11 protein-coding genes are annotated in these 13,968 nt (G+C 52.7%); 9 read left to right on the forward strand and 2 right to left on the reverse strand.

Annotated features, from left to right (window positions below; all coding sequences use genetic code 11):
* The first annotated feature begins 5 nt into the window (after positions 1 to 5).
* Positions 6 to 425, forward strand: a complete 420-nt coding sequence (locus ABOC97_RS14415) for a F0F1 ATP synthase subunit epsilon (protein WP_052284573.1) — start codon at positions 6 to 8, stop codon at positions 423 to 425.
* Between the two features lie 477 nt (positions 426 to 902).
* Here the strand turns inward: ABOC97_RS14415 and ABOC97_RS14420 are convergent, their stop codons facing one another.
* Positions 903 to 3,080, reverse strand: a complete 2,178-nt coding sequence (locus ABOC97_RS14420) for a right-handed parallel beta-helix repeat-containing protein (protein WP_349598847.1) — start codon at positions 3,078 to 3,080, stop codon at positions 903 to 905.
* A gap of 344 nt (positions 3,081 to 3,424) precedes the next feature.
* On the opposite strand from ABOC97_RS14420, the gene glmU reads away from it, so the two are divergent.
* From glmU to phoU, 7 genes are all read left to right on the forward strand, one after another.
* Positions 3,425 to 4,795 carry a bifunctional UDP-N-acetylglucosamine diphosphorylase/glucosamine-1-phosphate N-acetyltransferase GlmU gene (glmU, locus tag ABOC97_RS14425; RefSeq protein ID WP_349598850.1) on the forward strand — a complete coding sequence of 457 codons (1,371 nt, stop codon included), beginning with the start codon at positions 3,425 to 3,427 and terminating at the stop codon, positions 4,793 to 4,795.
* 176 nt (positions 4,796 to 4,971) lie between these two features.
* Positions 4,972 to 6,801, forward strand: a complete 1,830-nt coding sequence (gene glmS / locus ABOC97_RS14430) for a glutamine--fructose-6-phosphate transaminase (isomerizing) (RefSeq protein WP_349598853.1) — start codon at positions 4,972 to 4,974, stop codon at positions 6,799 to 6,801.
* 297 nt (positions 6,802 to 7,098) lie between these two features.
* Complete coding sequence (gene pstS, locus ABOC97_RS14435) at positions 7,099 to 8,139, forward strand: phosphate ABC transporter substrate-binding protein PstS (RefSeq protein WP_349598856.1); 1,041 nt, start codon at positions 7,099 to 7,101, stop codon at positions 8,137 to 8,139.
* Positions 8,140 to 8,210: 71 nt separating this feature from the next.
* Entirely contained in the window at positions 8,211 to 9,173 is a 963-nt protein-coding gene (gene pstC, locus ABOC97_RS14440) for a phosphate ABC transporter permease PstC (protein ID WP_061280367.1), read from the forward strand.
* Positions 9,170 to 10,060, forward strand: coding sequence for a phosphate ABC transporter permease PstA (gene pstA / locus ABOC97_RS14445; RefSeq protein ID WP_234505453.1), 891 nt, complete (start codon positions 9,170 to 9,172; stop codon positions 10,058 to 10,060). The genes pstC and pstA overlap by 4 nt, the downstream gene beginning before the upstream one ends.
* A 48-nt stretch (positions 10,061 to 10,108) precedes the next feature.
* A complete protein-coding gene (pstB, locus tag ABOC97_RS14450; protein ID WP_035893601.1) occupies positions 10,109 to 10,882 on the forward strand; it encodes a phosphate ABC transporter ATP-binding protein PstB in 774 nt (257 codons plus the stop codon).
* 86 nt (positions 10,883 to 10,968) lie between these two features.
* On the forward strand, positions 10,969 to 11,694 hold the full coding sequence (gene phoU, locus ABOC97_RS14455) for a phosphate signaling complex protein PhoU (protein ID WP_234505589.1): 726 nt from the start codon (positions 10,969 to 10,971) through the stop codon (positions 11,692 to 11,694).
* An 83-nt stretch (positions 11,695 to 11,777) separates the two neighbouring features.
* Here the strand turns inward: phoU and yieH are convergent, their stop codons facing one another.
* Positions 11,778 to 12,443, reverse strand: a complete 666-nt coding sequence (yieH, locus tag ABOC97_RS14460; protein WP_349598860.1) for a 6-phosphogluconate phosphatase — start codon at positions 12,441 to 12,443, stop codon at positions 11,778 to 11,780.
* 167 nt (positions 12,444 to 12,610) lie between these two features.
* On the opposite strand from yieH, the gene adeP reads away from it, so the two are divergent.
* Complete coding sequence (gene adeP / locus ABOC97_RS14465) at positions 12,611 to 13,948, forward strand: adenine permease AdeP (protein WP_349598863.1); 1,338 nt, start codon at positions 12,611 to 12,613, stop codon at positions 13,946 to 13,948.
* Positions 13,949 to 13,968 lie beyond the last annotated feature (20 nt).

A 13,968-nucleotide genomic window follows, 5' to 3' on the forward strand; every position in this document is an offset into this window, starting at 1 on the left:
GTGATATGGCAATGACTTACCACCTGGACGTCGTCAGCGCAGAGCAACAAATGTTCTCTGGTCTGGTCGAGAAAATCCAGGTAACGGGTAGCGAAGGTGAACTGGGTATTTTCCCGGGTCACGCACCGCTGCTCACCGCCATTAAGCCTGGTATGATTCGCATCGTTAAACAGTTCGGTCATGAAGAGTTTATCTATCTGTCCGGCGGCATTCTTGAAGTGCAGCCTGGTAGCACGACCGTTCTGGCTGATACAGCTATTCGTGGTCAGGATCTCGACGAAGCGCGAGCTCTTGAAGCGAAACGTAAAGCGGAAGAGCACATTAAGAGCTCTCATGGCGACGTGGATTACGCTCAGGCGTCTGCGGAACTGGCCAAAGCGATCGCTAAACTGCGCGTTATCGAGTTGACCAAAAAAGCGATGTAACACCGGCTTGAAAGTCAAAAAGCCAGTCTGGTTTCCAGGCTGGCTTTTTTTATGCTTTGTTTTAATAAATTTGAAATTGAAAAGGTATTTTAAATATTTTGTGATTCGCATCACAAAACTGTTGATCGATAAAAATGAGAAGAGTAGACTTTGTTTTGTGAGTTGAGTCACAGAAATTACCACTACTATCGCAGGATAAAAATCATGAAACTGATCAACAAAATCATCGCTCTTTTCAGCTCTATGAACATCTCTTTCGGTACCTTCAACCTGTAAGGTTACCGCGCTGACCGCCCACTTGCCGGTCAGACTCAGTTCTGTAATGCGCTGTACCGCTAACGAAAACCACAACACATGCGGTGTACACGGAACGAAAAATGAAGAAGGTCGCCTCACGGCGACCTTTGTATTTGTAGGCCGGATAAGACGTTTACGCCGCCATCCGGTAATGTGATCAGGCTCTACAGCCGATATCGCTTAATCCTTCGTCAGGAAGTTGCCGGTCTCAAAACTCCCATCCGCGTTGCGCTCCAGCGGCTGCGGTAACGTCAGAGATTGGAAATCCTCCGCACGCAGCTCTTTCCCTTCCTTGTTCACGCTTTTCCCGTTTTCAATGAAGTAGTTGGTGGCATCCACGTTACCCACTACCGCATCATCGTATTTCCCCGGCTGGCTGCGCAGCGAAATGTTATCGCTGAATACGCCTTGCGTGGCGGCATCACCATAAGGGCTTGGGCGGAAAATAAAGTTAAAGCGCTGGTTATCCACGGCGACGTTATTCACCACCACCAGCTTGCCCGGGTTGAAGTTGTCGGTAAAGCCATCGAGGTGGTTACCCACCGCGATGCTGTTGCGGATCTCATGAGCCACAGGCTGCCCTTCGCCGCCCAGCTTAAAGCCGTTGCTGGTGTTATTGCGCGCGATAGAGTTTTCAATCACCACCACCCCGTTTGCCCCGTCTTCAATCTTGTTGAACAGGTCAAAGCCGTCGTCGATATTATCGTGGGAGTAACAGCCTTCAAGACGGTTGCCCTCTCCTACGCGCATCTTCACGGCAAACCCATCGGCGTTGATCTTCCCCGGATCTTCATTGCTATAAGACTCGGAATTCACCACGCGGTTATGGCTTGCCCATAGCGGGCGACCGATCTTATCAACTGAAGAGATCTGAATACCGGTATCGTCGTTACGGTAGGCCACCACGTTTTCAATCAGGTTATAGCTGCCCTGAATACGCAGGCTCTTATCGGTTATCTCGATACCACGAAGTGTCCAGTAGTTGCCGTCCAGCAGCATGCCGTGAATAACGGCTTTACCCTGAGCTTCCAGCGTTTTGCGGCCATTTTCCAGACCGCTTGCGGAAAGCGGGATATCGGTTTTTGGATAGTCACCGGCGGCGAGCATAATTTTGCCGCCCGGCGGCAGCAGATCGATGGCGGTGCTCAGATCCAGCGGTGAATCTACGGTGCCTTTAGCATCGGCTTTTCCGTTGGCCGCCGCATACAGAGTACTGCTGGTGATGTTTTTCACCTGGCTTACCGTCAGATTCTGCTCAACCGGCGTGCGCTCTTTACCGCTGGTGGGGGTAAAGGTTATCTGGAAGCTATTGTCCTCTTTGAGTGTCGCTGGCTGGGTGAACATTTCCCCGGCTTTCACCGGTTTATTCTCCCCGATCACCACTTCGTTTTGCCGTACGGTGAACTGGCCGTCATAGTTAGCACGAGCCTGCAACGTATAGTTCTGAGTCAGACTCTGGCTGCCTGATGCAACCTGCATCACCACCGGCCAGGATTTGGCGACAAACGGTTTAGAGGCCACTGTTTTCGCCTCAGAAGTCGTCAGCGATGCATTGCTGACGGTGATTTTGGCGTTTCGTGAAGCAAAGAAACCGACGTAATACTGCTTTTTGTCCTGCACGGAAATGAGGTCGGCGTGCGGTACCTGTTGAGTCACCCACTCTTCGCTGCCTACCGGCGCCCAGGCGGTCACAAAGCCTTCATTGGTGCGTTCGAGCTTAAGACGGAAGGTTGGCGACTGGTGGAGGTCCACGCCCTCTTTGTAGCTGACTTTTTTAATTTCAGACCCGGTATTGCCCCAGGGCTGGATGATTCCATTACGTGAAATAGCCTGCAATTTCACACGGAAATCATCCTTTTTATCCTGGGTCATAATGGCGTTCATCACCATATTTGACGCTGCGGGGAACTCTTCATAGCCTTCTTTCAGCGGCTCCTGGCGCGGGATACCAATAATATCGCGCACCAGTAGCCCTGCACCTTCCTGTGCAGCCGGTTTGGCGCCGTTTTCCGGGCCGAACTGGTCAACGGTGACGGTAGCGGAGAGGACGAAATTCTTATCGACCGGTAACACGGTGTAGAAGAAAGTCAGGCCGTCGTGCGAGTTGGCAATTTTCCCACCACGGCTTTCAATAGTGATGGGTTTACTGAGATCGGCTACCTGCTGTGATGTCAGGGTTTTGCCATCAATCGTTACGTTATTGACGCCCACTTTCTCCGCCAGCACGTTGGAGGAGAAGTTGATATCGGTGGACTGCCCGAAAGCGATAGCTTTCCATTGCTCAGGTGTTTCAGCCTGCGCCGAGAGTGAGAGTGCTGCGCTACAAAGGGTAAGAGCCAGAGGTATCTTCTTGTTCATGTTATCTTCCTGAAGGGTTGATTGGCGTAATTATCACCAAATCAAAACACTGTTTCTTTTTTGTCTGTCACAATAATGAGTAAATAAAACACTGTTTTAATTTCAAGCATTCTTTATTCAGGTAGCAAAAAAACAGCATAAGCAGCGAGATAGCGCGAAAACTGGCATCCGGTCTTAATTCTTACAAGACAAATGGATTTGATATGGACGAAAATAAGGGTAGAAAAACAGGGCTACCGAGGATGTTGGTCGTTTTAGCAGCAGGCCATTTCATGCTGAAAAATATGTAGAATTTTCAACGCGAACCCGGTTTACTTCATACTTAAACTAAAGACAGGATACCTATGTCTAACCGTACCATGAGCGTTGTGATCCTTGCCGCTGGCAAAGGCACGCGTATGTATTCCGATCTCCCTAAAGTACTGCACACCCTCGCGGGTAAACCGATGGTGCAGCATGTCATTGATGCCGCTAACCATGTTGGCGCAACCCAGGTACATCTGGTGTACGGTCACGGCGGTGATTTACTCAAGCAGACCTTAACCGAAGGCAACCTCAATTGGGTGCTGCAGGCTGAACAACTGGGCACCGGCCACGCGATGCAGCAGGCCGCGCCGTTCTTTGCCGATGACGAAGATATTCTGATGCTCTACGGCGATGTCCCACTGATCTCCGTTGAGACGCTCCAGCGTCTGCGCGATGCAAAACCGCAGGGCGGTATTGGTCTGTTGACGGTGGTGCTGGACGATCCGAGTGGTTACGGGCGAATTACCCGTGAAAACGGCAAAGTCACCGGTATTGTTGAGCACAAAGACGCGACCGATGAGCAGCGTCTGATCCCAGAAATTAATACCGGCATCCTGATTGCCAACGGTGCGGATATGAAGCGCTGGCTGGCGAAGCTCGACAATAACAATGCACAGGGCGAATTCTATATCACCGATATTATCGCCATGGCGTACCAGGAAGGGCATGAAATTGCCGCGGTACATCCGGAGCGCTTGAGCGAAGTGGAAGGGGTGAATAACCGTCTGCAGCTGGCGCGCCTGGAGCGCGTTTACCAGTCCGAGCAGGCAGAAAAACTGCTGCTGGCGGGCGTCATGCTGCGCGATCCTGCTCGTTTTGATCTGCGCGGCACGCTTTCTCACGGGCGTGATGTGGAGATTGATACTAACGTTATCCTTGAAGGCAACGTGGTTCTGGGCCAGCGGGTCAAAATTGGCGCGGGCTGTGTGATTAAAAACAGCACCATCGGCGATGATTGTGAAATCAGCCCGTACAGCGTGGTGGAAGATGCGACGCTGCAGGCCGCCTGCACCATCGGGCCGTTTGCCCGACTGCGTCCAGGTGCTGAACTGCTGGAAGGCGCTCACGTCGGTAACTTCGTTGAGATGAAAAAAGCGCGTCTGGGTAAAGGCTCGAAAGCGGGCCATCTGACCTATCTGGGCGATGCGGAAATTGGTGATAACGTCAATATCGGCGCGGGTACCATCACCTGCAACTATGACGGCGCCAACAAGTTTAAAACCATTATCGGCGACGACGTGTTTGTCGGCTCTGATTCCCAACTGGTGGCCCCGGTCACTATCGGCAAAGGCGTCACCATTGCCGCCGGAACGACTGTCACCCGCAACGTGGCGGATAATGAACTGGTGTTAAGCCGTGTACCGCAGGTCCATAAACAGGGCTGGCAGCGTCCGGTGAAGAAAAAGTAACTTTTTTGCCGGATGGCGTTTCGCTTATCCGGCAGACAACGGATGAGGAGATAACATAATCTCCCTTCCACAAAGCAGTACCTATAAAAATAACCCCACTCTCTACAAGGCTCGGGGCGCCCGGTATACGGGCAACAGGTTGACCGACAACGCGTAAAAATCGGAACTTAAAAACTATGTGTGGAATTGTTGGCGCAGTCGCGCAACGTGATGTAGCTGAAATCCTTCTCGAAGGTCTTCGTCGTCTGGAATACCGTGGCTATGACTCTGCGGGTCTGGCGGTGGTGGATGCAGAAGGTCATATGACCCGTCTGCGTCGCCTGGGGAAAGTCCAGATGCTGGCGCAGGCTGCGGAAGAGCACCCGCTGCCTGGTGGTACCGGTATTGCTCATACCCGCTGGGCGACCCATGGCGAACCTTCAGAAAGCAACGCGCATCCGCATGTTTCTGATCACATTGTGGTGGTGCATAACGGCATCATCGAGAACCACGAACCGCTGCGCGAAATGCTGCAGACGCGTGGCTACGTCTTTGTTTCCGCCACCGATACCGAAGTAATTGCTCACTTAGTGCACTGGGAACTGGAGCAGGGAGGCACGCTGCGCGAAGCCGTTCTGCGCGCGATTCCTCAACTGCGCGGTGCGTACGGTACCGTCATCATGGACTCTCGCGATCCGGGTACACTGCTGGCCGCTCGTTCCGGTAGCCCGCTGGTTATCGGCCTTGGCATGGGTGAGAACTTTATCGCTTCAGACCAACTGGCTCTTTTACCTGTTACCCGTCGTTTTATCTTCCTTGAAGAGGGAGATATCGCGGAGGTTACGCGCCGTACGGTTGAGATCTTTGATAAATCTGGTGCCCAAGTGAAGCGTCAGGAGATCGAGTCCAATCTGCAGTACGATGCGGGCGATAAAGGTATCTATCGCCACTACATGCAAAAAGAGGTCTATGAGCAGCCGAACGCGATTAAAAACACCTTAACCGGGCGTATCAGCCATGGTCAGGTGGATTTAAGCGAACTTGGGCCACAGGCCGATGCGCTGCTCTCTAAGGTTGAGCACATTCAGATTATTGCTTGCGGTACTTCCTACAACTCCGGAATGGTCGCACGCTACTGGTTTGAATCGCTGGTTGGCATGCCGTGCGATGTCGAAATTGCCTCGGAATTCCGTTACCGCAAATCTGCTGTGCGTCCGAACAGCCTGGTTATCACCCTGTCGCAATCAGGTGAAACTGCCGATACGCTGGCCGGTCTGCGTTTGACCAAAGAGCTAGGGTATTTGGGCTCGCTGGCGGTGTGTAACGTCGCCGGTTCGTCGCTGGTGCGTGAGTCCGATCTGGCGATCATGACCAAGGCGGGCGCGGAAATCGGCGTTGCGTCGACTAAAGCCTTTACCACTCAGTTAACGGTATTGCTGCTGCTGGTGGCCAAAATGGCGCGTCTTAAAGGCGTTGATGCGGCCGTCGAGCAGGATATCGTTCATGCGTTGCAGGCACTGCCGAGCCGTATTGAGCAGGTACTGTCTGAAGATAAACGCATTGAAGCGCTGGCGGAGGATTTCTCTGACAAGCATCACGCGCTGTTCCTTGGCCGTGGCGATCAATACCCGATTGCGCTGGAAGGCGCGCTTAAGCTTAAAGAGATCTCCTACATTCACGCAGAGGCCTACGCGGCAGGCGAACTGAAACACGGCCCGCTGGCGTTGATTGATGCCGATATGCCGGTGATTGTGGTCGCGCCGAATAACGAACTGCTGGAAAAACTGAAATCCAACATTGAAGAGGTTCGCGCGCGCGGCGGCGAGCTGTACGTGTTTGCCGACAGAGATGCGGCATTCACTAACAGCGACAACATGCACATCATTGAGATGCCGCATGTCGAAGAGGTGATTGCACCTATCTTCTATACCGTCCCGTTGCAGTTGCTGTCTTATCACGTGGCGCTTATCAAAGGCACCGACGTTGACCAACCGCGTAACCTGGCGAAATCCGTGACCGTCGAATAATCACGTTAACTGTCTCACCATCCGGCTATGTCTCAGGCATAGCCGGATTTTTTTTACCTGCTATAACTGTCATAAAGCGCCGCAATTCCGCTGTCATAAAAAGAAAATTTTTCTGAAATTTTATTGTAAATTATTTTTTTAATTATCTGATTTTATTGGTTTTAATAATGATGCTTTTTACAGGGTTTCTGTTGTCATTAAACTGTCATAAACCTTACATATAACTGTCACCTGTTTATCCTATTTTGCTCATCGTAGCCACTAAACAATACTTTACGAATTCTTGCAGGAGACATTATGAAAGTTATGCGTACCACTGTCGCAACTGTTGTCGCCGCGACCTTATCGATGAGCGCTTTCTCTGCATTCGCAGCTGCAAGCCTGACAGGTGCAGGTGCAACCTTCCCTGCGCCAGTGTATGCCAAATGGGCAGATACCTATCAAAAAGAGACCGGTAGCAAAGTTAACTACCAGGGTATCGGTTCTTCCGGTGGCGTAAAACAAATTACCGCTAACACCGTAGATTTCGGCGCATCAGATGCTCCGCTGTCTGACGAAAAACTGACGCAGGAAGGCCTGTTCCAGTTCCCGACCGTAATCGGCGGTGTGGTGCTGGCCGTTAACATCCCTGGCCTGAAATCAGGCGAGCTGGTGCTGGACGGCAAAACGCTGGGTGACATTTACCTCGGCAAGATTAAGAAGTGGGATGACGAAGCCATCACCAAACTGAACCCAGGCGTGAAGCTGCCTTCGCAGAATATCGCCGTAGTGCGTCGCGCTGATGGTTCCGGTACTTCCTTCGTCTTCACCAGCTACCTGGCGAAAGTGAACGAAGAGTGGAAATCCAAAATCGGTTCTGGTTCTACCGTGAACTGGCCGACCGGTCTGGGCGGTAAAGGTAACGACGGTATTGCTGCCTTCGTACAGCGTCTGCCGGGTGCAATTGGCTACGTTGAATATGCTTACGCTAAGCAGAATAACCTGGCTTACACCAAGCTGATTTCTGCTGACGGTAAAGCGGTTAGCCCAACCGAAGAAAACTTCGCCAACGCCGCTAAAGGCGCTGACTGGAGCAAATCCTTCGCGCAGGACCTGACCAACCAGAAAGGTGAGGGCGCATGGCCAATCACCTCTACAACTTTCATTCTGGTTCACAAAGATCAGAAGAAACCTGAGCAAGGCGCTGAAGTGCTGAAGTTCTTTGATTGGGCGTACAAAAACGGTGGGAAGCAGGCTAACGAACTGGATTATGCTACTCTGCCGGAAAGCGTGGTTGAGCAGGTTCGTGCTGCATGGAAGACCAACGTAAAAGATAGCAGCGGTAAAGCGCTGTACTGATTACGGTAGCCCGGCGGTGACGCCGGGCATCTGTAAACGTCGTCGCGGATTTTAAACTGAAAGAGTGATTTATGGCTGCAACCAAGCCTGCTTTTAACCCACCGGGTAAAAAGGGTGACATGATATTCAGCGCGCTGGTAAGACTGGCTGCGCTGATTGTGCTATTGATGTTGGGTGGGATTATCGTCTCCCTTGTCATCTCTTCCTGGCCCAGTATGGAGAAGTTCGGCTTCGCCTTCCTGTGGACCAAAGAGTGGGACGCACCGAACGATGTCTACGGCGCGCTGGTACCGATTTACGGTACGATCGTCACCTCCGTTATCGCTTTGCTAATCGCCGTTCCGGTGAGCTTCGGCATCGCACTCTTCCTGACTGAACTGGCACCAAACTGGCTTAAACGCCCGTTAGGTATCGCGATTGAACTGCTGGCGGCGATCCCCAGTATTGTTTACGGCATGTGGGGGCTGTTTATCTTTGCTCCGCTGTTCGCGACCTACTTCCAGGAGCCGGTCGGCAATATTCTTTCTAACATCCCGTTTGTCGGCGCTCTGTTCTCCGGCCCGGCTTTTGGTATCGGTATCCTGGCGGCAGGTGTCATCCTGGCCATCATGATTATCCCGTATATCTCCGCCGTTATGCGTGATGTGTTTGAACAGACCCCGGTGATGATGAAAGAGTCGGCCTACGGCATCGGCTGCACTACCTGGGAAGTTATCTGGCGTATCGTCCTGCCGTTCACCAAAAATGGGGTTATCGGTGGCGTGATGCTCGGCCTTGGCCGCGCGCTGGGTGAAACCATGGCAGTGACCTTTATCATCGGTAACACCTACCAGCTCGACAGTGCGTCTCTGTACATGCCGGGCAACAGTATTACCTCTGCGCTGGCGAACGAATTTGCCGAAGCGGAATCCGGCCTGCACGTCTCCGCCTTGATGGAACTGGGTCTGATCCTGTTTGCGATTACCTTTATCGTTCTGGCGGCATCGAAGTTCATGATTATGCGCCTGGCGAAGAATGAGGGGGCACGCTCATGACCACTCTGGAAATGCAAAGCACCGCTGAGCTGGCCGAGTCTCGCCGCAAGATGCAGGCGCGTCGCCGCATGAAGAACCGCATCGCGCTGACGCTCTCCATGGCCACCATGATCTTCGGCCTGTTTTGGCTGGTGTGGATCTTAATGGCTACCATTACCCGTGGTATCGACGGGATGTCGCTGGCGCTGTTTACCGAAATGACGCCGCCGCCGAACACCGCGGGCGGTGGTCTGGCAAACGCCCTGGCGGGCAGTGGCCTGCTGATTCTGTGGTCGACCGTTTTTGGTACACCGCTGGGCATTATGGCGGGTATCTACCTTGCTGAGTACGGGCGCAAATCCTGGCTGGCCGAGGTTATCCGCTTTATTAACGATATTCTGCTTTCCGCACCGTCTATCGTGGTGGGGCTGTTCGTCTACACCATCGTGGTGGCGCAGATGCAGCACTTCTCCGGTTGGGCGGGCGTGATTGCGCTGGCACTGCTGCAGGTGCCAATCGTTATTCGTACTACCGAGAATATGCTGAAGCTGGTGCCGGATAGCCTGCGTGAAGCGGCATATGCGCTGGGAACGCCGAAATGGCGGATGATTTCAGCCATTACGCTGAAAGCGTCTATTTCCGGGATTATGACCGGCATCCTGCTGGCGATAGCGCGTATCGCGGGTGAAACTGCCCCGCTGCTGTTTACCGCGCTCTCCAACCAGTTCTGGAGCACCGACATGATGCAGCCAATTGCTAACCTGCCGGTGACCATCTTTAAATTTGCGATGAGCCCGTTTGCGGAGTGGCAGCAACTGGCCTGGGCCGGGGTGTTGATTATCACTCTGTGCGTACTGCTGCTGAACATTCTGGCGCGCGTTATTTTCGCGAAGAAGAAACACGGTTAATTTTTTACAGCGCGGCCAACGGCGGCGCTGGATGAGGAAGAGATTGAGATGAGTATGGTGAACACAACTCCGGGTAAGATTTCAGTACGTGACCTGAACTTCTACTACGGCAAATTCCATGCCCTGAAGAACATTAACCTGGATATCGCTAAAAACCAGGTCACCGCGTTTATCGGCCCATCGGGCTGCGGTAAATCGACGCTGCTGCGTACTTTCAACAAAATGTTTGAACTGTACCCAGAGCAGCGCGCGGAAGGTGAAATTCTGCTGGATGGCGACAATATTCTTACCAATACCCAGGATATCGCGCTGCTGCGTGCCAAAGTGGGCATGGTATTCCAGAAGCCAACGCCGTTCCCGATGTCCATCTATGACAACATCGCCTTTGGCGTGCGTCTGTTTGAAAAGCTGTCCCGCACCGATATGGACGAGCGCGTACAGTGGGCATTGACCAAGGCCGCATTATGGAATGAAACCAAGGATAAACTGCACCAGAGCGGATATTCTCTCTCCGGTGGTCAGCAGCAGCGTTTGTGCATTGCGCGCGGTATTGCGATTCGCCCGGAAGTTCTGCTGTTGGATGAGCCGTGCTCAGCGCTTGACCCGATCTCTACCGGGCGTATTGAAGAGCTGATCACCGAGCTGAAAGAGGATTACACCGTGGTTATCGTGACCCACAACATGCAGCAGGCTGCGCGTTGTTCCGACCACACGGCGTTTATGTACCTGGGCGAATTGATTGAGTTCAGCAACACGGACGATCTGTTCACTAAGCCCGCGAAGAAACAAACTGAAGATTATATTACTGGCCGCTATGGTTGATATGCCCTTTATCTTTCAGGCGTGAACAGAGAGCTGCGTAGGCTGCCCTGTTTTCGCTCGGAATTATTTGGGCATCTGGAGAAATGATGGACAATTTAAACCTCAATAAACATATTTCCGGCCAGTTCAACGCAGAACTGGAAAGCATTCGCACCCAGGTGATGACCATGGGCGGCATGGTAGAGCAGCAGCTTTCTGATGCAATTACCGCGATGCATAACCAGGACAGCGAGCTGGCAAAACGCGTCATTGAAGGCGACAAGCACGTCAACATGATGGAAGTGGCGATCGACGAAGCCTGCGTACGCATTATTGCCAAACGTCAGCCGACGGCGAGCGACCTGCGTCTGGTGATGGCTATCATCAAAACTATCGCTGAACTGGAACGTATTGGTGATGTAGCGGACAAGATCTGCAGCACCGCGCTGGAGAAATTCTCCCACCAGCACCAGCCGCTACTGGTGAGTCTGGAATCGCTGGGCCGCCACACCGTGCAGATGCTGCACGACGTACTGGATGCCTTTGCGCGCATGGATTTGGACGAAGCGGTGCGTATCTATCGCGAAGACAAGAAAGTTGACCAGGAATATGAGGGCATCGTGCGCCAGCTGATGACCTATATGATGGAAGACCCGCGCACCATTCCAAGCGTGCTGACCGCGCTATTCTGCGCCCGTTCCATCGAACGTATCGGCGATCGCTGCCAGAATATCTGTGAATACATCTTCTACTTCGTGAAGGGGCAAGATTTCCGTCACGTTGGCGGCGATGAGCTGGATAAGCTGCTGGCGGGTAAAGAGCCGAAAGAGTAACAGTATTGGCGGATGGCGCTTTGCTTATCCGCCTTACGGGATTTGTAGGCCGGATAAGCGTTAGCGCCATCCGGCTTTTTTCTCTATCGCGTAATATCCCAGCCGCGCGCTTTCCACAGTTCCGGCAGCTGCGACAGTTCGGTAAACATCGTCACTTTAGGATGCACGATCGGCTTGTTATGCGGGTCGGCGCAGAAATAGAACACCTCCATCCCTGCATCAATCCCCGACTGGGCGCCAGCCGCTGAATCATCCACCAGAATACAATTCTCGACGTTGACGTTCATGGCTTTGGCCGCGTGATACATCAGTGCCGGATCGGGCTTCCAGCGTTGAATATCGTAGCCGCTGAATAACTTTTCCGGGAAATGATGCAACATCCCCAGCTTGCCCAGCGAATGCTGCATTTTGCTGACCGGGCCATTCGAGACGATACACATTGGAATATTGACTGCATCAATGAGGGCACCAGCGCCATCAATCACCTCAAGTTCCGAGTCGAAAAGGCGTGCGACCTCTGCGCGGTAAACGGGTTCTAAATCTGACTTCGCCAGCTTTGTCCCGTGCTCTTCGTTGATGATGTCGATGATTTCGTAGAGCTTCACGCCCTTGAAACGTTTAAAAATATCTTCCAGATCGAGCGTGATACCAAATGTTTTAAACATATGGACGTAGGCCCGTGAACAGATAACCTCGCTGTCAACCAGCGTGCCGTCACAGTCGAAAAAAACCGCTTCAACTCCGGACATGTCATTTCCTTTTTAACAAGTTTAACGTTTACGTAATGCAGAATTAAGAGACGCAATCGTTGCCGTATAAGCAAAATCAATGAAAAAAGTATCTCATAACCGCGCCTATTGTCGCATTTTGGTATAGGATAGCGACGAATTTTCCTTCCTTTCTGCGGAAATAGATAATGAGCCAACAACACACCACCCCGGCTTCCGGTCAGGGGATACTGGATCGCGTGTTTAAACTGCGCGAACACGGCACAACGGCACGCACCGAAGTGATCGCCGGTTTCACCACCTTCCTGACGATGGTCTACATCGTTTTCGTAAACCCGCAAATTCTTGGCGTAGCCGGAATGGACACCAGTGCGGTGTTCGTGACGACCTGTCTGATTGCGGCGTTAGGCAGTATCCTGATGGGCGTATTCGCCAACCTGCCGGTGGCGCTGGCGCCAGCGATGGGCCTGAATGCCTTCTTCGCGTTTGTGGTGGTACAGGCCATGGGCCTGCCGTGGCAGGTAGGCATGGGCGCCATCTTCTGGGGCGCAGTGGGTCTGCTGCTGTTAACTATTTTCCGCGTACGTTACTGGATGATTGCTAACATTCCGGTGAGCCTGCGTGTGGGGATCACCAGCGGTATCGGGCTGTTCATCGGTATGATGGGCCTGAAAAATGCTGGCGTTATCGTCGCCAACAAGGACACGCTGGTGTCTATCGGCAACCTGACCTCCCACAGCGTACTGCTGGGCGTGCTGGGCTTCTTTATCATCGCGATTCTGGCGTCCCGCAATATTCATGCGGCAGTGCTGGTGTCTATCGTGGTGACAACCCTGCTGGGTTGGATGCTGGGTGACGTTCACTATAACGGTATTGTGTCCGCACCACCGAGCATTACCACGGTTGTTGGTCACGTTGATCTCGCTGGGTCATTTAACCTGGGCCTTGCGGGCGTTATCTTCTCCTTCATGCTGGTGAACCTGTTTGACTCCTCCGGTACGCTGATTGGCGTCACCGATAAAGCGGGTCTGGCAGATGAAAAGGGTAAGTTCCCACGTATGAAGCAGGCGCTGTTTGTGGATAGCGTGTCTTCAGTAGCCGGTTCCTTTATCGGGACTTCTTCCGTCACCGCGTATATCGAATCCTCTTCCGGCGTTTCCGTTGGCGGGCGTACTGGTCTGACGGCGGTGGTGGTTGGTCTGCTGTTCCTGCTGGTGATTTTCCTGTCGCCTCTGGCGGGAATGGTGCCGGGCTATGCGGCTGCGGGGGCGCTGATTTACGTTGGCGTGCTGATGACTTCAAGCCTGTCGCGCGTGAAGTGGGATGACCTGACTGAAGCGGTTCCGGCGTTTATTACCGCGGTGATGATGCCGTTTAGCTTCTCGATTACCGAAGGTATCGCGCTGGGCTTTATCTCTTACTGCATTATGAAAATCGGTACCGGTCGTTTCCGCGATCTCAGCCCGTGCGTGATTATCGTCGCACTGCTGTTTATCCTGAAGATTGTGTTTATCGACGCCCACTAAGATGCGGTTTGTGGTGTCAG

The sequence above is a fragment of the Kluyvera huaxiensis genome (assembly GCF_040149365.1).
GTDB lineage: Bacteria > Pseudomonadota > Gammaproteobacteria > Enterobacterales > Enterobacteriaceae > Kluyvera > Kluyvera intermedia_A.

Coding starts and splice junctions, on each gene's coding strand:
- pstS (WP_349598856.1), top strand. CDS start 7,099: ATGAAAGTTATGCGTACCACTGTCGCAACTGTTGTCGCCGCGACCTTA.
- adeP (WP_349598863.1), top strand. CDS start 12,611: ATGAGCCAACAACACACCACCCCGGCTTCCGGTCAGGGGATACTGGAT.
- glmS (WP_349598853.1), top strand. CDS start 4,972: ATGTGTGGAATTGTTGGCGCAGTCGCGCAACGTGATGTAGCTGAAATC.
- glmU (WP_349598850.1), top strand. CDS start 3,425: ATGTCTAACCGTACCATGAGCGTTGTGATCCTTGCCGCTGGCAAAGGC.
- pstB (WP_035893601.1), top strand. CDS start 10,109: ATGAGTATGGTGAACACAACTCCGGGTAAGATTTCAGTACGTGACCTG.
- pstC (WP_061280367.1), top strand. CDS start 8,211: ATGGCTGCAACCAAGCCTGCTTTTAACCCACCGGGTAAAAAGGGTGAC.
- yieH (WP_349598860.1), bottom strand. CDS start 12,443: ATGTCCGGAGTTGAAGCGGTTTTTTTCGACTGTGACGGCACGCTGGTT.
- ABOC97_RS14420 (WP_349598847.1), bottom strand. CDS start 3,080: ATGAACAAGAAGATACCTCTGGCTCTTACCCTTTGTAGCGCAGCACTC.
- phoU (WP_234505589.1), top strand. CDS start 10,969: ATGGACAATTTAAACCTCAATAAACATATTTCCGGCCAGTTCAACGCA.
- pstA (WP_234505453.1), top strand. CDS start 9,170: ATGACCACTCTGGAAATGCAAAGCACCGCTGAGCTGGCCGAGTCTCGC.
- ABOC97_RS14415 (WP_052284573.1), top strand. CDS start 6: ATGGCAATGACTTACCACCTGGACGTCGTCAGCGCAGAGCAACAAATG.